This window comes from Pseudonocardia oceanicola, from assembly GCF_047200735.1.
In the GTDB taxonomy this organism is placed as follows: domain Bacteria; phylum Actinomycetota; class Actinomycetes; order Mycobacteriales; family Pseudonocardiaceae; genus Pseudonocardia.
Genome location: NZ_JBJZON010000017.1, coordinates 99,627 through 117,861, shown reverse-complemented (window position 1 = coordinate 117,861; position 18,235 = coordinate 99,627). Strand labels below are relative to the sequence as shown.

The window sequence follows — 18,235 nt, the reverse complement described above, 5'->3', positions numbered from 1 at the left end:
GAATCAAGCGATCGTTCGAATACGCTGCGGGCGGGAGCGCGCAGGATCTTGAGGAGCGGCAACGATGGAGTTGGGGCAGCAGGAGAGTGATGTGTCGGGCACGGTGCTGCGAGCGATCGACCCGGCGGACGCGGCGCGGTACCGGGCCGAGGGGCAGTGGCGGGACCGCACCTTCCTGGACGACTTCCTCGACAACGTCGCCGCGGTGCCGCACAAGGCCGCGGTCGTGTCCTACCGCAAGGGCGACCCGCTGCCGGAGACGGTGACCTACGGCCAGCTCGGGGCGCTCGTCGACCGGTTCGCGGGCGGGCTGCTCGCCGTGGGCGTCGGCAAGGGTGACGTGGTCTCGATCCAGGTCGCCAACGGCTGGACCGGCCCAGCGCTGGCGCTGGCCACTCTGCGGGTCGGCGCCGTCCCGAACCCCATCCCGATCATCTATCGGGAGCACGAGCTCCGGTTCATGCTGGCGGATGCGCGGACCAAGGTCTACGTGGCGCCGCAGCGGTTTCGCGGGTACGACTTCGCCACCATGGCGCGCGGACTGCAGGCGGACATCGCCACTCTCGAGCACCTCTACTTCGTGGATGCGGACGGCACCACAGGCGAGGGCACGGACTTCGCCGAGGAGTTCGTCCGACCCAAGCGCGAGCTCGAGCCCGGTCTGCCGGAGACGCTGGAGGGGCTGCGCCCCACCGCCGACGACGTCGCGATGCTCGTCTACACGTCGGGTACCACCGGGACCCCCAAGGGTGCCCTGCACACGCACAACACCGCGTGGTCGGGCTACCGGAACGTCATCACCAGCTCCCTGGGCCTCACAGCCGAGGACGTCACGTTCATGGCGTCCACGCTCGGCCATCTCACCGGCTTCATCCACGGCATGCTCGTCCCGCTGTCGATGGGGCAGAAGGTCGTCTACCAGGACCTGTGGGACGTCGAGGGCATGCTGGACATCATGGAGTCCGAGGGCCTGACCTGGACCCTGTCCTCCACCACCTTCGCCCTCGACATGGTCGAGTCCCAGCGCAAGCGCGCGCGGGCGCCGAAGAGCAGGTTGCGGGCGTTCGCCTGCGGCGGGGCGTCCATTCCGCCCGGCGTCGCGGTGGACATGGACGAGCTGTTCTCCTCGAGCCTGGTCCCGCTGTGGGGCTGCTCGGAGACCGGCATCGCCAGTATCCACCGGCTCGGGGCGAGCGTCGAGACGCTTGACGCCAGCGACGGCTTCCCGGTCCCGTGGCAGGAGACCCGCATCGTCGACTCCGAGGGGAAGGCGGTGCCCACGGGGATCGTCGGGAACCTGCAGGTCCGCGGGCCGGGCGTGTTCCTCGGCTATCTCGGGCGGCCGGATCTCACCGAGGCGGCGTTCACCGCGGACGGCTGGTACGACACCGGTGACCTCGGGCGGCAGACGCCGGACGGGGCGATCCGCATCGAGGGCCGTAGCAAGGACATCATCATCCGAGGCGGGCAGAACATCTCGGCGGTCGAGATCGAGAACGCCCTCTACACGCACCCCAACGTGCGAGACGTCGCGGTGGTCGCCTACCCGGACGAGCGGCTCGGCGAGCGGGTGTGCGCGGTGATCGTGCCCGAGGGAACCGAGCCCACGCTGGCAGACCTGGTCGCGCACGTCGAGCGGGCCGGGATGGCGAAGCCGTTCTGGCCGCAGAAGGTCGTGGCGGTCAAGGACCTGCCGCGCACCCCGTCGGGAAAGGTGCAGAAGTTCGTCCTGCGGGAGCAGTTGGTCGAGTCCGCGGGCTGAGCAACAGGGCCCGCAGCTCCCGTCCTCGGAAAGGTAGAAGGTGCCGCAGCAGGAACAGGTCGACCCCGCCTACATCTCAGGGGTGTCGCAGGTGATCGTGGGTCGGGGCGTCGCTGCCCCGCCCTACATGACGCTGCTGGCGGACGCGGCCCGTGGCGCGGTCGCGGACGCCGGCCTCGAGGCCGCGGACATCGACGGCCTCGTGCTGTCGTCGTCCATCCCACAGCCGTTCGCGACCAACCCGGCAGAGCTGGTCGAGTACCTCGGGCTGCGCCCGTCCTACGCGTCGATGGCGCCCTACGGCGGACGACCCGGCACGGACGTCATCAATATCGCGAGATCGGCGATCGCCGCGGGCCAGGCATCCAACGTCCTGGTCCTCTCGGCGGACAACTTCGCGACGACACTGGGGCTCGAGGGCGCGATCGAGCTGTACATGACCAGCTTCGACAAGACCTACGAGCGTCCGTTCGGCCCGTTGATCCCCAGTGCCTTCGCGATGATGGCCGCCCGGCACATGCACGACTACGGCACCACCATGGAGCAGCTGGCGGCCCCCGCGGTCACCATCCGGCGGCACGGCCTGCTCAACCCGCACACCGAGGTCCGCGGCGAGCTGACCGTGTCCACGGTGGTCGACGATGTGGTGGTCAGCAGCCCGCTGACCCGATCCATGCTCGCCCTGATCTCGACGGGCGGAGCGCAGGGCTTCGTGGTGACCGGCAGACCCCGCGGCGAGCGGCCCGTGGTCGTCAAGGGATACGGCGAGACCGCGGCGTTCTTCAGCCTGACCCAAGCGCCCAGCCTCGTGCGCTTCGAGCACATCACCACGGCCGCCGAGCGCGCCGTCACCCAGGCCGGCGTGACCCTCGACGACGTCGACTTCGTCGAGTTCTACGACCCGGCGACCATCGTGCCGCTGATCCTGCTGGAGGACATCGGCTTCTGCGCCAAGGGCGAGGCCGGCGCCTTCGTCGCGGACGGCATGGCCGACCTCGGCGGGAAGCTGCCGATGAACACTCACGGCGGCACCCTGGCGTTCCGGCACCCCGGAATGGGCGCCGCACTGGACTCCGTGGTCGAGGCGGTCGTCCAGCTGCGCGGACAGGCCGGCGAGCGCCAGGTCGCGGGGGCCGAGATCGGGCTCGTGCACGGCCAGGGTAGCTGGCTGGCGAACAACGGCTTCCTGATCCTGGGGAGGGCATGATGAGCGCCGACTCGATCCGGGTGGACCCGGCCGTGGACGTCGACGACTTCTTCTGGGGTGAGTGCGCCAAGCGGGTCTTCTGGCTGCAGCGGTGCGCCGACTGCGAGCGCTGGCAGTACTACCCGCGCACGCTGTGCTCGCACTGCTGGTCCAGCGCGCTGGAGTGGCGCAGGCCCTCGGGCCAGGCGACCGTGCAGACCTTCAGCGTCGTGGAACGCGGCAGCGGCGGGTTCGCGGCCCTGGCTCCCTACGTCGTCGCGCTGGTCGAACTCGCCGAGGGGCCGACGATGATGACCAACGTCGTCGGCGCCGAGCCGGGCGAGATCAGCATCGGGATGGCGCTGCAGCTGGACTTCGACGAGCGCAACGAGCGCATCGTCCCGGTATTCAGGCCGACCGCATGAGCGGGAAGGTTCTCATCACCGGAGCCAGTGCGGGTCTCGGGGAGGGCATGTCTCGGATATTCGCGGCCCGCGGAGCCGACCTGGCCATCGCGGCCCGCAGGCTGGACCGGCTTGAAGAGCTCCGCGACGAGCTCGAGTCGAGGCATCCGGGGCGCAAGGTCGTGCCGATCCGGATGGACATCACCGACGCGGACTCTGTCTTCGCGGCGTTCGACCAAGCCGAAGCGGCGCTGGGCGGTCTCGATCGGATCGTGGTCAACGCCGGGCTGGGCAAGGGGTCCCGACTGGGTTCGGGGCGGTTCGACGCCAACCGGGACACCGCGGTGACCAACTTCGTCGGCGGCATCGCGCAGTGCGAGGCGGCGATGCGCGTGCTGTACCGGCAGGGACACGGCCAGCTCGCCGTCATGACGTCGGTGGTGGCGGTGCGGGGCATGGCGGGCCCGATGAACGTGTACGCGGCGTCCAAGGCAGCCCTGGTCCGCCTGACCGAGGGGATCCGCAGCGACGTCGCGGCGAAGAAGCTCCCCATCACGATCACCCTCCTGCGCCCCGGGTACATCGACTCGGAGATGCAGTCGCGCACCGGCAAGCCGCCGCACCGGCTGATGGTCGACAGCGACCGGGGCTGCCGGGCCCTGGTGGACGCCATCGAGCGGGGCGCGCGGGACGTCTGCGTGCCGCGGTGGCCGTGGTCGGCCTTCTCGCTCGCCCTGCGCGTGCTGCCCTCCGGCATTGTGCGCCGCATCGTCTAGGACGCCTGCTCCTCCGGTCCGAAAGGCAATCACTGATGGCTTTCCAGTACGTGCGACTCGAGCGCATCGGCGCCACGGGTGTCGTCACGATCGACAACCCCCCGGTCAACGCGCTCCATCCCGACGTGGCGGCCGAGATCGAGGACGCGGCCCGCGAGATCGCCGAGGACACGACACTGCGGTCGATGATCCTCACCGGTACTGGCAGGTGCTTCGTCGCGGGCGGTGACATCAAGTACTTCACCACGATCGACAGCGAGGGCGCCGCCCGGATGGCGCTGCGCGTGCAGAAGATGCAGGAGTTCCTGTTCGGCCACCGCGTGCCGGTGATCGTCGCGGTCAACGGGCACGCCCTCGGCGGCGGCCTGGAGCTGCTGCTCTCCTGCGACATCGCGATCGCCGAAGAGCACGCCAAGATCGGCGTGACGGAGGTGCGGCTCGGGCTGATCCCCGGCGCGGGCGGCACCCAGATGCTGTTCTCCTCGCTGCCCGTCGGCACGGCGAAGCGACTGCTGTTCACCGGGGACCGGCTGGACGCGGCCGAGTCCCACCGGCTGGGTCTGGTCGACCAGGTCTGCCCGACGGGTGAGTCCCTGAAGGCCGCGCTGGAGATCGCCGAGCGCATCAACACCGCGGGTCCGCTGGCGGTCGAGGCCGCCAAGAAGTCGGCGAACTTCGAGCTCCGGCACTCCCTCGACGAGGGCCACCGCCGCGAGGTCGAGATCTTCTCGGAGCTGTTCAAGTCCGAGGATCACCGCGAGGGAATCACGGCATTCCTCGAGAGCCGCACCCCCGAGTACAAGCGCCGCTGACGAGAGGATCACCATGACCGGGAACCTTCGGACCGCGGTGGTCACCGGGGGCGGTGGCGGCCTGGGCGCCGCCATCTGTCGCCGGCTCGCCGACGACGGTGTGCACGTCTGCGTCGTCGACATCGCCGCCGATACCGCCCAGACGGTGGCCGACGCCATCGTCGCGGCCGGGCTGAGCGCCTCGGCGCACGCGTGCGACGTCGCCTCGTCGGTGGATGTCGAGGCCCTGGCGGCGGATGTCGCCCACCGCTTCGGTGACGTGAGCATCCTGGTCAACCTCGCCGGTGCCGTGCGCAACGCGGTGCTGTCGAAGCTGACCGACGAGGACTTCGACCTGGTCCTGAGCACGCATCTCACCGCAACCATGCACACCGTGCGCGCGTTCGCGCCCGCGATGAAGCGGCAGGGCTACGGCCGGATCGTCAACACCAGCTCGGTCGCGGCGCGGGGGACCGTCGCCGGGATCAGCTACAGCGCGGCCAAGGGGGGCATCGAGGGCCTCACCCGCTCCGCGGCGGTCGAGCTGGCCCGGCACGGGGTGACCGTGAACTGCATCGAGCCCGGGGTGATCGCCACCGGCATGTTCCTGTCGACCCCGCAGGAGTTCCAGGACACGCAGGTGGGGCGGATCCCGGCCCGCCGCGCGGGGCGACCGGAGGAGGTCGCGGCGTGCGTGGCGTTCCTGGCGTCACCGGAGTCCAGCTACGTCACCGGGCAGACGCTCACCGCGTGCGGCGGCCTGTCGGTCGGCGTCCTCACCTAACACGCGGCGCCCTTTGACCTGGCCCGTCGCGGGCCCTAGAATCGAACGGGCGCTTGATTTATGATCGGAGCAATGACATGCGACTGGCCGTCGTCCACATCAACGCCGAACGTGGGTCCGAGCCGTACACCGAAGCCGTGACGAAGCTGTTCGACCGGGTGAAGCGGCCGGACACCGAGATCGAGCACCGCTGGGCGAAGCTCAAGCGGGCCACGGACACGGTGTTCGGGTACCCGTACCTGCTGAACTCCATCGACGTCATCCACAACCTGCTGGACGCGGCGCGTTCGGGGGCGGACGGCGTCATGGTCGCCTGCAGTGGCGACCCGGGCATCACCGAGGCGCGCACGCTCGTGGACGTGCCGGTCGTGGGTCCGTGGGAGGCCACGCTGCACCTCGCCGCGTCGTACGCCTACCGCTTCGGCGTCGTCACCGTCGAGGACCGGGCATGGGGGGAGACCTGCCACAGCCTGGTGGCCAAGAACGGCCTGCTCGACCGCTGCGTCGGCGTCGAGCGCATCGAGACGCCCTCGCTGAAGGCCTTCACCGAGGGCTTCGGGCCCAACCCCGACTTCGTGGTCGAGGACATCCGCACCCAGGCGAACACGCTCGTCGAGAAGGGCGCGGGGGCGATCGTCATCGGCAGTGCCGGCCTCAGCACGATCGCCGGGACTGCGGGCCTGACGCAGCTCGACGGCGGGATCCCCGTCTTCGAGACGCTGAGCATCGGCCTCAAGATGCTCGAGCTCCGGGTCGACCTGACCCAGAAGGGTGGGCTCCCCCCGACCAGTCTCACCGGGCAGACCCAGCGGCTGGCCGACAAGGACACCGACCGGGTCCGCGCACTGTTCGGGCTCTGACAATCCGGCCGACCGAGGGAAGAGACATCATGACAAGCGACTCTGCCGCCTACTCCCTGCTGACCGAGGAGGAGCGCGAGTTCCAGCGCGTCGTCCGCCAGTTCATGGAGAGGGAGGTCCGCCCCATCGTCGCCGACATGGAGCGTGCGGGCCGTCCGCCCCAGGAGCTGTTGAAGAAGATGGGGGAGCAGGGCATCCTCGGCTGCTTCGCGCCCGAGGAGTACGGCGGCGGCGGCGGGAGCCTGATGACCCGCGCGATCGTCGCCGAGGAGACGGCGCGGGTGGACGCCGGCCTCGACGCCACCCTGTTCGTCAGCATCAGCCTCATCAGCCGCCACCTGCTCAAGCGCGGCACCGAGGAGCAGAAGCAGCGCTACCTGGTGCCCCTGCTCGCCGGGGAGGCCTCCGCCTCGATCTGCCTCACCGAGCCGCACGGCGGGTCGGACGCGCTCAGCCCCAAGACCCGCGCGGTCAAGGACGGCGACCACTGGGTCATCAACGGGTCCAAGACCTTCATCACGAACGCGCCGATCTCGGACGTCTTCATGGTCTTCGCCCGCACCAGCGGCGAGAACCGGCGGGCCAAGGGCGGGACCGCGTTCCTGGTCGACCGGGACACCCCCGGCCTGACCATCGGACAGCCGTTCGACAAGCTCTCGCTGCGCAGCTCGCCCACCGCCGAGGTGTTCCTGGACAACGTCCGGGTGCCGGAGAGCCAGGTCTTCGGCGAGGAGGGCCAGGGCTTCTACTACATGCTCGAGGGCCTGGACTACGAGCGGGTCTTCGAGGGCGCGTCCAACACCGGCATCGCGCAGGCCTGCCTCGACCTGGCGGTGGACTACGCCACCGATCGCCAGGTCTTCGGCGAGCACCTCGCCAGCTACCAGATGATCCAGGACAAGATCGCCCGCATCGCCACCGGCGTGGAGATGTCGCGCGTGATGTTCTACCACCTCATCAGGACCCTCGAGCGGGGCGAGGACTGCACCCGCGCGGCGTCGGTGCTCAAGCTCTACAGCTCCGAGGCCGCGGTCGAGGCCTCGCGGGAGGCCGTGCAGATCCTGGGCGGCTACGGGCTGATGGAGGAGTACCCGGCGGCGCGGCTCTACCGTGACGCCAAGCACCACGAGATCGGCGCGGGCACCAGCGAGATCATGAAGATCATCATCGCGCGCGAGACCCTCAAGGCCGCCGGCAAGGCGAAGTGACGGTGCGCAAATGACGGCCGTCGAGACCAGCAGATACCTCACCGACGAGGTCCTCGAGCTGCGGAAGGTGTTGCGCCGCTTCGTCGAGGACAAGATGCCCCGCGAGAAGGCCGCCGCCTGGGACAAGGCGGACGAGTTCCCGCGGGACGTGCTCGACGCGCTCTCCGAGCTCGGGGTGGCGGGTCTCGCCATCCCCGAGGAGTACGGCGGGATGGGCCGGGACGTCCACGCGACGCTCATGGTCATCGAGGAGCTGTCTCGGCGCAGCATGGCCGTGGCGGTGCCCTACATCATGGCCAGCTGCTACGCGGGGATGACGGTGGTGGAGTGCGGGAGCGAGGAGCAGAAGAAGCGGCTGCTCCCCGAGATCGCCGAGGGACGCATGCTCTTCGCGTACGGCTGGAGCGAGCCCGACATCGGCGCGGACCTGGCCAGCGTGAAGACGACAGCGCGGCGTGAGGGCGACGAGCTCGTCATCAACGGGGCGAAGCGCTTCTGCACCGGCGCGGGCATCAGCGACTACATCTACACGCTGGTGAACTCCGATCCGGGTGGGAAGCGCTACCGCAACCTCAGTGCCGTGCTCGTGCCGCCGACTGCGCCCGGGGTGACCATCACGGCGATGGACGCCATGGGACTCAAGGGCACCAAGACCGCTGACGTCCACTTCGACGAGGTCCGCGTCCCCGTCGAGAACCTGATGGGGGGTGAGGACGCCTGGAACAACGGCTGGTCGCTGATCACGGGCGCCGGCCTGGACATCGAGAAGCTCGAGGTCGCCGCGATGGCGCTCGGCCTCGGCCTCGCCGCGTACGACGACGCGAGGCTGTACGCCGAGGAGCGCTCGCAGTTCGGTGTGCCCGTCGTGCAGCACCAGTCCGTGGCGCACCTGCTCGCGGACATGCGTTCGCGGCTCTACGCGGCGAGGCTCGTCCTCGACGACGCGGCCGCGATGGCGAACCGCCACGAGCGGTGCGGCGTCGAGACCTCGATGGCGAAGCTGTTCGTCACGGAGTCCTGCAAGTCGGTCGTCCTGGACGCCCAGACGGTCCTCGGGGCCTACGGGTACGTCAAGGACTTCGACATCGAGCGCTACGTGCGGGACGTGCTGGTGATGCCGATCATCGGCGGCTCGTCGGCCATCCAGCGCAACAACATCCACAAGTGGGCGCGGACGACCAAGTAGGACGAGCGCGTAGTGCATGTCCGGGACGGCCGATCCGGCCGCCCGGACATGCGAGCGTCCACGGTGAGTACGCGTACCCGTCTGCTCCATTCGGGTAGCGGAGCAGGTAATTTCCACGTCCCCGCCGAGACCGGGCGGTGAGACGGTCATCACGCACACGGGGTTGCTGCTTCCCACTGTCAGTCCCGTCCGTCCACGGCACAAGTCCGCGTAGAGCGGACCGTCGGGCTTCAGATCTCAATGAGGAGAAGCGAGAGGTACATGACCACCACCACTGTCCCGCCGCGCCCGCAGGTGACCTCCCCGGAGTTCGTCGAGGACCCGCACAAGTACTACCGCATCATGCGTGATCACTACCCGGTGCTGCGTGACGAGGCGTCGGGCTACTACTTCGTCTCCCGGTTCGAGGACGTCGCCCGCGTCTACAAGGACTCCGAGGCGTTCAGCAACGAGAACTACGGCTTCCAGATGGAGCCGGTCATCGGGCGCACGGTCATCCAGATGTCGGGCCGCGAGCACACGATCAACCGCAAGCTGATCACGCCTGCGCTGCGTGGCAACTACCTCGAGGAGCTGTTCCCCGAGGTGGACCAGATCGCGCGCGACATGGTCGCGCAGTTCCCCGAGTCGGGCACGGTCGACCTGATCGAGGACTTCACCAAGTGGTTCCCGATCAACGTGATCGTCAAGATGCTCGACCTCCCCAAGGACGGGCTGCCGAAGTTCCACGACTGGTACTCGTCGCTGATGGCGTTCCTGGCGAACCTGACGAACGACCCGGAGATCCACGAGTGGGGCATGCGGACCCAGCGTGACTACCCGGCGTACATCCTGCCGATTATCGCCGAGCGCCGGGCGAACCCGGGCGACGACCTCATCTCTCGGCTCACCCAGGTCGAGATCGAGGGTGAGGTGATGTCGGACGAGCGCATCAAGGCCCTCATCGGGCTGCTCCTCATCGCGGGCGGCGAGACCACCGACAAGGCCATCGCCTCCACGATCAAGCACCTGATGGAGAACCCGGACCAGCTGGAGGCCGTCCGCAACGACCGCAGCCTGGTCCAGGCCGCGATCGTCGAGAACCTCCGCTACCACCCGCCGGTGCAGATCATCCTGCGCACGGCGACGGCCGACGTGGAGGTCTCCGGCGAGGTCATCCCGGCGGGGAGCGTCGTGGGCGTGGTGAACGGCGCCGCGAACCGCGACGAGCGGCGCTTCGCCGACCCGGACAAGTTCGACATCTTCCGGACCGACATCTCGACCCAGAACGCCTTCCTCGGCTCGGCCGACCACATCGCGTTCGCGCTGGGGCGGCACTTCTGCATCGGGTCGCTGCTGGCCAAGCGGGAGGCGGAGACGGCGATCAACCTGGTCCTCGACCGCTTCCCGACGCTGGAGTACGCCGACGGGTTCGAGCCGAAGGACGTCGGGCTGTTCACCCGCGGCCCGGACAAGCTCGTCGTCAAGCTCTGACCCACGCCGCCGGGTGCCGCCTCCTCCGGTCCGGACGGAGGCGGCACCCGATGGCCCGGCTCGTCTCGAAAGGCACGCTGACATGACTGTCCCGCACTACCAGATGTTCATCGACGGCCAGTGGGTCGACGCCGAGGAGCGGTTCCACCTGCTCAACCCGGCCACCGAGGAGCTCGTCGCCACCGCGGCCAAGGGCACCACGGAGCACGCGGACCTCGCGGTCGCCGCCGCCAAGAAGACCTTCGAGTCGGGTGTGTGGCGCGACCAGAGCCCGGCCGCCCGCGCCGCCGTGCTCGACAAGCTGGCGGACGCGATCCAGAGCCGCGGCGCCGAGCTGACCGAGCTGGGCACCCTCGAGGGTGGCTTCCCGCTCAAGCTGTCGGCCGCGTTCAACGAGATCATGCCCGTCGCGAACATCCGCTACTTCGCGGACCTGCTGCGCGGGTACGAGTTCGAGCGGCCCGGCCCGCTCGTCGGCCCGCCGCTCGTCGGCGGTGTCATCCGCCGCGAGCCGATCGGCGTCTGTGCCGCCATCGTGCCGTGGAACTTCCCGCTCCCGCTCGCGGTGTGGAAGGTCATCCCGGCGCTGGCCACGGGCAACTCGGTCGTGCTCAAGACCGACGAGAAGACCCCGATCGGCTCGCTCGAGCTCGCCAGGGAGCTGCAGGCCGCGGGCCTGCCCGACGGCGTGTTCAACGTCGTGACCGGCGAGGGCCGGGACGTGGGCGCCCACCTCGTCGCCCACCCGGACGTGCGGAAGGTGTCCTTCACCGGCTCCACCGACGTCGGCCGCCAGATCGTCCGGGACGCGGCGTCGAACCTGAAGAAGGTCACCCTCGAGCTGGGCGGCAAGGGCGCGAACATCGTGCTCGACGACGCCGACGTCCGCCTGGCGGTGGACGGGTCGATCTGGGCGTTCATGATGCACTCCGGCCAGGCGTGCGAGTCGGGGACGCGGCTGCTGCTGCCCTCGTCGCTGCACGACGAGTTCGTGGCCCGCCTGGTGGAGCGGCTCCAGACGCAGGTCATGGGCGACCCGCTGCAGCTGACCACCGACGTCGGCCCGCTGATCAACGCCGCTCAGCGCGAGCGCGTCCTCGGGTACATCGAGACCGCCAAGGTGCAGGGCGCCAAGGTCGTCCTCGGCGGCGGCACGCCCTCCGGCGAGCAGTTCGCCAAGGGTTTCTGGGTGGAGCCCACCGTCCTCACCGACGTCACGAACGACATGACCGTCGCGCGCGAGGAGGTTTTCGGCCCGGTCCTGTCCGTCATTCGCTACGACTCGATCGACGAGGCGATCAAGATCGCCAACGACACCGAGTACGGCCTGGCCGCGGGTGTCTGGGGCCGCGACCTCAACCGTGCCCTCGAGGTCGGCCGCAAGCTCGATGCCGGCTCCGTGTGGATCAACGACTGGCACCTCGCCAACAGCGCGTACCCGTTCGGCGGCTACAAGCAGAGCGGACAGGGCCGCGAGCTCGGCGCCGGTGCCTTCGACGAGTACACCGAACAGAAGTCCCTGCAGATCGGTCTCGAGCCGAAGCTCGAGAACCGGGCGTACGCGCTGGTCCTGTCCAGCCCCGCCGCCCCGTAACACCCGGCCGAAGCACGTTCGGCCGTCCTCTCGCCCCCGCGAAGCTCGTTCACCCAGTGGAGAACAGACGATGAAGTCCAAGGCAGCAGTTCTGCACGAAGCAGGCAAGCCGTTCGAAATCGAGGAGCTGGAGGTCGTCGCGCCCGACGACTACGAGGTTCTCGTCCGCTACGACTACTCCGGCCTGTGCCACTCCGACCTGCACATGGTCAAGGGCCACCTGCCCTTCCGCGCACCGATGGTGTTCGGGCACGAGGGCTCCGGCGAGGTGCTCGAGGTGGGCACCAAGGTTCGCGACCTCAAGCCGGGCGACCACTTCGTGGCCTCGTTCTTCCCGGTCTGTGGACGGTGCCGCTGGTGCGCCACCGGCAACTCGCGCCTGTGCGACTTGGGGGCCCACGGACTCGACGGGTTCCTGCCCGGTGGCCGGTTCCCGTTCAAGGGCGCCAGCGGCGACTACGGCTCGATGATGACCGTCGGTACGTTCAGCCAGTACGCGACCGTGCCGGTCGACTCCGTGATCAAGATCGACGACGACCTGCCGCTGGACAAGGCGGCGCTCGTCGGGTGCGGCGTCCCGACCGGCTGGGGGTCCGCGGTCAACTCCGCGAACGTCCGCCCCGGCGACACCGTGGTCATCTACGGCATCGGCGGCATCGGGACGAACGCGGTGCAGGGTGCCGCCTACGCGGGTGCCCAGCACCTGATCGCCGTGGACCCGGTGGCGTTCAAGCGGGAGAACGCGGAGAAGTTCGGCGCCACCCACGCGGTCGCCACGGCTGAGGAGGCCCAGGAGCTCGTCACGCAGCTGACCCACGGCGTGGGCGCCGACAGCACCATCATCACGATCGACCAGCTCACGAGCGAGGTCGTCCGGAACGCGGCGGAGGCCACGTCCAAGGGCGGCACGATCGTGGTCACCTCGATGGGGCAGTACGAGGACAACACGATCGAGCTCTCGGGCGTGCAGCTGGCCCTGTGGAGCAAGCGGATCCAGGGCTCGCTCTACGGCGGGTGCAACCCGGTGTACGACATCCCGAAGCTGCTCGACCTGTACCGCAGCGGGCACGTGAAGCTCGACGAGCTGATCACCCAGACGTACTCGTTGGAGCAGGTCAACCAGGGCTACGAGGACCTGGACGCGCACAAGAACATCCGCGGCGTGATCGTGCACGAGCACTGAGTTCGGCCGTCCGGTCCGCCGTCAACGAGGAGGCGACAATGGCCTACGTCATCACCAGTACCTGCATCGACGTGCTCGACAAGAGCTGCATGGACGTCTGTCCTGTCGACTGCATCTACGAGGGCGCGCGCAAGCTCTACATCCAGCCGGACGAGTGCATCGACTGCGGGGCCTGCGAAGGTGCCTGCCCGATGAGCGCGATCGCCTACGAGGAGTCGGTGGCGCCGGACGAGCTGATCCATGTCGAGGACAACAGGGCGTTCTTCTTCGACGTCCTGCCGGGTCGGGAGGAGCCGCTGGGTGAACCCGGCGGCTCTCCCGACGTCGGCAGGGTGGGGGTGGACACCCCGTTGGTCAGCTCCGCCCCCCAGGGGCAGAACATCCCGACGGCGCCGTGACGACGCCGTCGCACATCAGGACACCGGAGCAGGGAGGGCGGCGAGGATGCCCAGCGTGAACGTCGCGGTCGTCGGCTCGGGGCCGGCCGGGATCTACGCGGCCGGCGAGCTGGTCCGCAAGACCGATGCCGCCGTCGACGTCATCGACCGCATCCCGGCGCCGTACGGCCTGGTGCGCTACGGCGTCGCACCGGACCACCCGCGGATCAAGGCCGTGGTCAAGAGCCTGCAACGCACCCTGGAGCACGAGCGGGTCCGCTTCCTGGGCAATGTCGAGTTCGGCCGGGACATCGACCGCGCCTTCCTCGACGCGCACTACGACGCGACGATCTACGCGACCGGCGCGCTGCACAGCAAGCCACTCGGCATCGAGGGCGAACAGCTCCCGGGAAGCCGGTCGGCGTCGGACTTCGTGTCCTGGTACAACGGCCATCCCGACGCGGCGGGCGGGTTCGACCTCGACTCGTCGGCCGCGGCGGTGGTCGGTGCGGGCAACGTCGCACTGGACGTCGCCCGGCTGCTCACGCGCGGGGTGGGATCGCTCTGCGCGACCGACATCCCGTCGTCGGTGCTCGAGGCGTTCGCCGCCAGTCGCGTCCGCGACGTACACATCCTGTGCCGGCGCGGTGCGGCCGACGCCAAGTTCACCACCAAGGAGCTCCTCGACCTGCACGACCTCCGCGGCGTGGGTGTTCTGGTCGACCCGGGCGATCTCCAGGACCTCGGCTCCGGCGCTGCGGACTCCGGCGAGGCCGCCTCGCCGAACGTGGAGCTCTTCCGGGCCTGGGCCGCCGACGCCGCAGCCCAGCAGTCCGAGCCCAGCCGCATCCACATCCACTTCTGGGCCCGTCCTGTCGCGATCCAGGGCGGGGACCGGGTGGAGTCGATCCGTATCGAGCGCATGGAACGGACCGATGAGGGCACGATCCATGGGACGGGTGAGTTCCGCACCCTCGGCGTCGGGCTGGTGCTGAGCTCCGTCGGCTACCGGAGCAACCCGCTGCCCGGGCTTCCGTACGACCTCGCGCGCGGGGTCCTGCCGAACGTGGCGGGTCGGGTCGTGGACGAGGACGGAAACCACATTCCCTCGCTCTACGTCACCGGATGGCTCAAGCGCGGCCCGCAGGGTGTCATCGGCACCAACAAGACCTGCGCCGCCGAAACCGTCGCCGCCGTCATCGAGGATCTCGCGGGCCGGTCCGCGCGGAGCGGGACGGCTGCTGTCGACCACGGGCTGACTGCGCTCGGCGCCGAGGTCATCGACTACGGCGGCTGGCGCCGCATCGACGCCCAGGAGCTGGCTCGGGGACAGGAGTCCGGCCGGGACCGGGCGAAGATCTGCGAGTGGGCGGAGCTCCGGGCCGTCGGCGCGGGGCACCTCGCCGAGACCGGACGGTGACCTCGTGACGACACAGCACTCCGAGCCCGAGCACACGGTGGTCGTCTCCGACCGGCAGGCGGCCGCCGACGGTGTCGTGGCGCTGACCGTGCAACGCGCGGACGGGGGAGCGCTCCCCGCCTGGGAGCCGGGCGCGCACGTCGACCTGGTCCTGGACGCGGGCCTGGAGCGGCAGTACTCGCTCTGCGGCGACCCCGCGCAGGCCGACCGCTGGCGGCTCGGGATCCTGCGTGAGCCGGAGGGCCGCGGCGGATCGGCCTTCGTACACGACAAGCTCGCGGTCGGGGACACCGTCACCGTGCGGGGACCCCGCAACCACTTCCGGCTCGAGCGCGCGCCGTCGTACCTCTTCGTCGCGGGCGGGATCGGCATCACCCCCATCCTGGCGATGATCACCCGAGCGCACCGCGAGGGCGCGGACTGGCGGCTGTGGTATGGCGGGCGGCGGGCCGAGTCGATGGCCTTCCAGGAGGAGCTCGCCGCCTACGGCGACCGGGTGCGGTTCTGGCCCCAGGACGTGCACGGCCTGCTCCCGCTCGACGACGTGCTCGCCGGCCTCGATGCCGACACCCTCGTCTACAGCTGCGGGCCGGAGGCGCTCCTCGAGGCAGTGGAGGCACGCGCCGTCGGCTGGCCAACCGGGGTGCTCCATCTCGAGCGCTTCTCCCCCAAGGAGGTCGGTGAGCCGGTTCGCCGATCGGCGTTCCGTGTCGTGTGCGAGCAGTCCGGTGTCACGGTCGAGGTGACGCCGGACCGCACCATCCTGGAGGCGCTGGAGGCGGCGGGCGTCTTCATCGACTCCTCATGCCGCGAGGGCACGTGCGGCACCTGCGAGACGGACGTCCTCGGCGGACACATCGAGCACCGCGACTCGGTCCTCACGCCCGACGAGCAGGCCGCCGGCGACCGGATGATGGTCTGCGTCTCGCGGGCCTTCGGCGACGAGCTCGTGCTCGACCTCTGACCACCCCACCCATGCTCGCCGACCCCTGGCCGGCGCGCCCTACCGCCTGGGCTGTCCCACGCCCGAAGGAGTACCCGTGAACGCAGTGATCGTCGATGCCGTCCGCAGTGCATCCGGGAAGGGGAAACCCGGGGGGCAGCTCTCCGAGCTGCACCCCGCGGAGCTCCTCTCCCAGGTGCTGCGCTCCCTGGTCGACCGCACCGGCATCGACCCCGCCCTGGTCGACGATGTGATCGCCGGCTGCGTCACCCAAGCTGGTGAGCAGGCCGTCAACGTCGCCCGCAGCGCCGTCCTCGGCGCGGGCCTCCCCGAGCACGTGCCCGCCACGACGATCGACCGCCAGTGCGGGTCGAGCCAGCAGGCGGCCCACTTCGCGGCGCAGGGCGTGCTGTCGGGCGCCTACGACGTCGTCATCGCGTGTGGTGTCGAGTCCATGAGCAGGCTGCCCATCGGCACGGCGACCCTCGGGCAGGACACCCTCGGCCCGGCGGTGGCCCGGCGCTACCCGGACGGCCTGGTGAACCAGGGCGTCTCCGCCGAGCTCATCGCGGCCCGCTGGAAGCTGAGCCGCGCTGAGCTCGACGCCTACTCCGCCCGTTCGCACGAGCGGGCCGCTGCGACGGCCGCCGCGGGCGGCTTCGCGAACGAGATCGTCCCGGTCGCCGTGCCGGGCGCGGACGAGGTCCTGCGGGACGAGACCGTCCGGCCGACCACGACGGCCGAGGGCCTCGCCGGTCTGCGCCCCTCCTTCGTCGACGACGCGCTCGGCGCTCGGTTCCCGGAGGTCGACTGGAGCATCACCCCGGGCAACTCGTCGCCCCTCACCGACGGCGCTTCGGCGGTCCTGATCATGAGCGAGCGCCGGGCCGAGGAGCTGGGACTGCGACCGCGGGCACGGTTCCACGGCTTCGCCGTGACCGGCAGTGACCCCCTGCTGATGCTGACCGGCGTGATCCCGGCGACCGAGAAGGTCCTCGCCCGAGCCGGCCTCGCGGTGAACGACATCGACGCGTTCGAGGTCAACGAGGCGTTCGCGCCCGTCCCCCTGGCCTGGCAGCAGGAGTTCGGGGTCGACCCGGACAAGCTCAACCCGCGCGGTGGCGCCATCGCTCTCGGGCACCCGCTCGGCGCGTCCGGGACGCGGCTGCTGACGACCCTGGTCAACCACCTGGAGCAGACCGGTGGGCGCTACGGGCTGCAGACGATGTGCGAAGGCGGCGGCATGGCGAACGCGACGGTCGTCGAGCGCCTCTGACCCATCTGTTCCCGTCACCGACCATCGGTCGGCAACGAGGAGACGTGCGGGCGCTCGGGCCGTGCACTCCGGCCGGTCCCGAGCGTTCCGATCGTGTTCGACACGGTAGTGAACGTTCGACGCTGCCCTGGTGAACCGGCCCCCGCGGCGGGGATGGTCCCGGGGCGGCGGAGGCGAGGCATCCGGTGGCTCGAGACGGCGGACAGCCGTGTCCGAGCGGGCCGGACGGATCGAAGGAAAGGCGATGAACATGACGAAGCAGCTCGAGAACAAGGTGGCCGTGGTCACCGGTGCGGGATCCGGGATCGGTGCCGCCATCGCCGCCGCTCTCCACGCGGCCGGCGCGAAGGTGGTCGTCTCCGACATCTCCGGGGCGCAGGAGGAGACCGCCAAGGGGCTCGGGGACGGCGCCGTCGCAGTGCACGCGGACGTGTCCCAGGGTGCGGACGTGCAGCAGCTGCTCGACGCCGCGGTGTCGAACTTCGGCACGCTCGACATCATCTGCAACAACGCGGGCATCGACGGAGAGCTGGGCCCGCTCGGCGAGTGCAGCGAGGAGAACTACGACCGCATCATGGGCATCAACGCCCGTGGCGTGTTCCTCGGCATGCGCTACGGCATCCCGAAGCTGATCGAGCACGGCGGCGGGTCCATCATCAACACCGCCTCCATCGCCGCGAACGTGGCGTTCCCGACGATGCCGGCCTACTGCGCCTCGAAGGGGGCCATCGTCTCGATGACCCGGACGGCGGCGGCCGAGTACGGCGCGGCCGGTGTGCGCATCAACGCCATCTGCCCTGGGGTGACCGCGACGGCGCTGGTCGACCGGCTGCCCCAGGAGATGATCGCGGGCGCGACCGCGGTGACGCCGATGCAGCGTGTCGGCACCGCGGAGGAGATGGCGGGCGCCGTGGTGTACCTCGCCAGCGACGCGGCCTCCTTCGTCACCGGCGCGTTCCTCTCGATCGACGGCGGCTACACGACGCTGTAAGGCATCTCGGCATCGGGCACG

Annotated in this window: 17 protein-coding genes; all 17 read left to right on the top strand. The window is 69.9% G+C overall.

Features of this window, described 5'->3' with window-relative positions; genetic code table 11:
- The first annotated feature begins 64 nt into the window (after window positions 1-64).
- The 17 genes from ACL02T_RS22790 (at window position 65) to ACL02T_RS22710 (ending at window position 18,214) form a co-directional block, all read left to right on the top strand.
- The gene (locus ACL02T_RS22790; protein ID WP_412832777.1) at window positions 65-1,762 is read left to right on the top strand and encodes an AMP-binding protein; all 1,698 of its coding nucleotides are present in this window, start codon (window positions 65-67) and stop codon (window positions 1,760-1,762) included.
- 40 nt (window positions 1,763-1,802) lie between these two features.
- Window positions 1,803-2,969 (top strand): thiolase family protein, encoded by a 1,167-nt coding sequence (locus ACL02T_RS22785; RefSeq protein ID WP_412832776.1) that lies wholly within the window; start codon window positions 1,803-1,805, stop codon window positions 2,967-2,969.
- Complete coding sequence (locus ACL02T_RS22780) at window positions 2,969-3,373, top strand: Zn-ribbon domain-containing OB-fold protein (protein WP_412832775.1); 405 nt, start codon at window positions 2,969-2,971, stop codon at window positions 3,371-3,373. Before ACL02T_RS22785 ends, ACL02T_RS22780 begins: the two co-directional genes overlap by 1 nt.
- Window positions 3,370-4,128, top strand: a complete 759-nt coding sequence (locus ACL02T_RS22775; protein WP_412832774.1) for an SDR family oxidoreductase — start codon at window positions 3,370-3,372, stop codon at window positions 4,126-4,128. The genes ACL02T_RS22780 and ACL02T_RS22775 overlap by 4 nt, the downstream gene beginning before the upstream one ends.
- A 35-nt stretch (window positions 4,129-4,163) precedes the next feature.
- On the top strand, window positions 4,164-4,940 hold the full coding sequence (locus ACL02T_RS22770) for an enoyl-CoA hydratase/isomerase family protein (RefSeq protein ID WP_412832773.1): 777 nt from the start codon (window positions 4,164-4,166) through the stop codon (window positions 4,938-4,940).
- A 13-nt stretch (window positions 4,941-4,953) separates the two neighbouring features.
- Window positions 4,954-5,703 carry an SDR family NAD(P)-dependent oxidoreductase gene (locus ACL02T_RS22765; RefSeq protein ID WP_412832772.1) on the top strand — a complete coding sequence of 250 codons (750 nt, stop codon included), beginning with the start codon at window positions 4,954-4,956 and terminating at the stop codon, window positions 5,701-5,703.
- Window positions 5,704-5,780: 77 nt separating this feature from the next.
- On the top strand, window positions 5,781-6,563 hold the full coding sequence (locus ACL02T_RS22760) for an aspartate/glutamate racemase family protein (RefSeq protein WP_412832771.1): 783 nt from the start codon (window positions 5,781-5,783) through the stop codon (window positions 6,561-6,563).
- Between the two features lie 29 nt (window positions 6,564-6,592).
- Window positions 6,593-7,771 (top strand): acyl-CoA dehydrogenase family protein, encoded by a 1,179-nt coding sequence (locus ACL02T_RS22755; RefSeq protein ID WP_412832770.1) that lies wholly within the window; start codon window positions 6,593-6,595, stop codon window positions 7,769-7,771.
- A gap of 10 nt (window positions 7,772-7,781) precedes the next feature.
- On the top strand, window positions 7,782-8,957 hold the full coding sequence (locus tag ACL02T_RS22750) for an acyl-CoA dehydrogenase family protein (protein ID WP_412832769.1): 1,176 nt from the start codon (window positions 7,782-7,784) through the stop codon (window positions 8,955-8,957).
- A 261-nt stretch (window positions 8,958-9,218) separates the two neighbouring features.
- The gene (locus ACL02T_RS22745; protein WP_412832768.1) at window positions 9,219-10,430 is read left to right on the top strand and encodes a cytochrome P450; all 1,212 of its coding nucleotides are present in this window, start codon (window positions 9,219-9,221) and stop codon (window positions 10,428-10,430) included.
- A gap of 82 nt (window positions 10,431-10,512) precedes the next feature.
- Window positions 10,513-12,024, top strand: a complete 1,512-nt coding sequence (locus ACL02T_RS22740; protein WP_412832767.1) for an aldehyde dehydrogenase family protein — start codon at window positions 10,513-10,515, stop codon at window positions 12,022-12,024.
- Window positions 12,025-12,094: 70 nt separating this feature from the next.
- Window positions 12,095-13,207 (top strand): Zn-dependent alcohol dehydrogenase, encoded by a 1,113-nt coding sequence (locus ACL02T_RS22735; protein ID WP_412832766.1) that lies wholly within the window; start codon window positions 12,095-12,097, stop codon window positions 13,205-13,207.
- 38 nt (window positions 13,208-13,245) lie between these two features.
- On the top strand, window positions 13,246-13,605 hold the full coding sequence (fdxA, locus tag ACL02T_RS22730; RefSeq protein ID WP_412832765.1) for a ferredoxin: 360 nt from the start codon (window positions 13,246-13,248) through the stop codon (window positions 13,603-13,605).
- 46 nt (window positions 13,606-13,651) lie between these two features.
- Window positions 13,652-15,004 (top strand): FAD-dependent oxidoreductase, encoded by a 1,353-nt coding sequence (locus ACL02T_RS22725; protein ID WP_412832764.1) that lies wholly within the window; start codon window positions 13,652-13,654, stop codon window positions 15,002-15,004.
- A gap of 4 nt (window positions 15,005-15,008) precedes the next feature.
- On the top strand, window positions 15,009-15,968 hold the full coding sequence (locus ACL02T_RS22720) for a PDR/VanB family oxidoreductase (protein ID WP_412832763.1): 960 nt from the start codon (window positions 15,009-15,011) through the stop codon (window positions 15,966-15,968).
- Between the two features lie 76 nt (window positions 15,969-16,044).
- Window positions 16,045-17,223, top strand: a complete 1,179-nt coding sequence (locus tag ACL02T_RS22715; RefSeq protein ID WP_412832762.1) for a thiolase family protein — start codon at window positions 16,045-16,047, stop codon at window positions 17,221-17,223.
- Between the two features lie 244 nt (window positions 17,224-17,467).
- A complete protein-coding gene (locus tag ACL02T_RS22710; RefSeq protein WP_412832761.1) occupies window positions 17,468-18,214 on the top strand; it encodes a glucose 1-dehydrogenase in 747 nt (248 codons plus the stop codon).
- Window positions 18,215-18,235 lie beyond the last annotated feature (21 nt).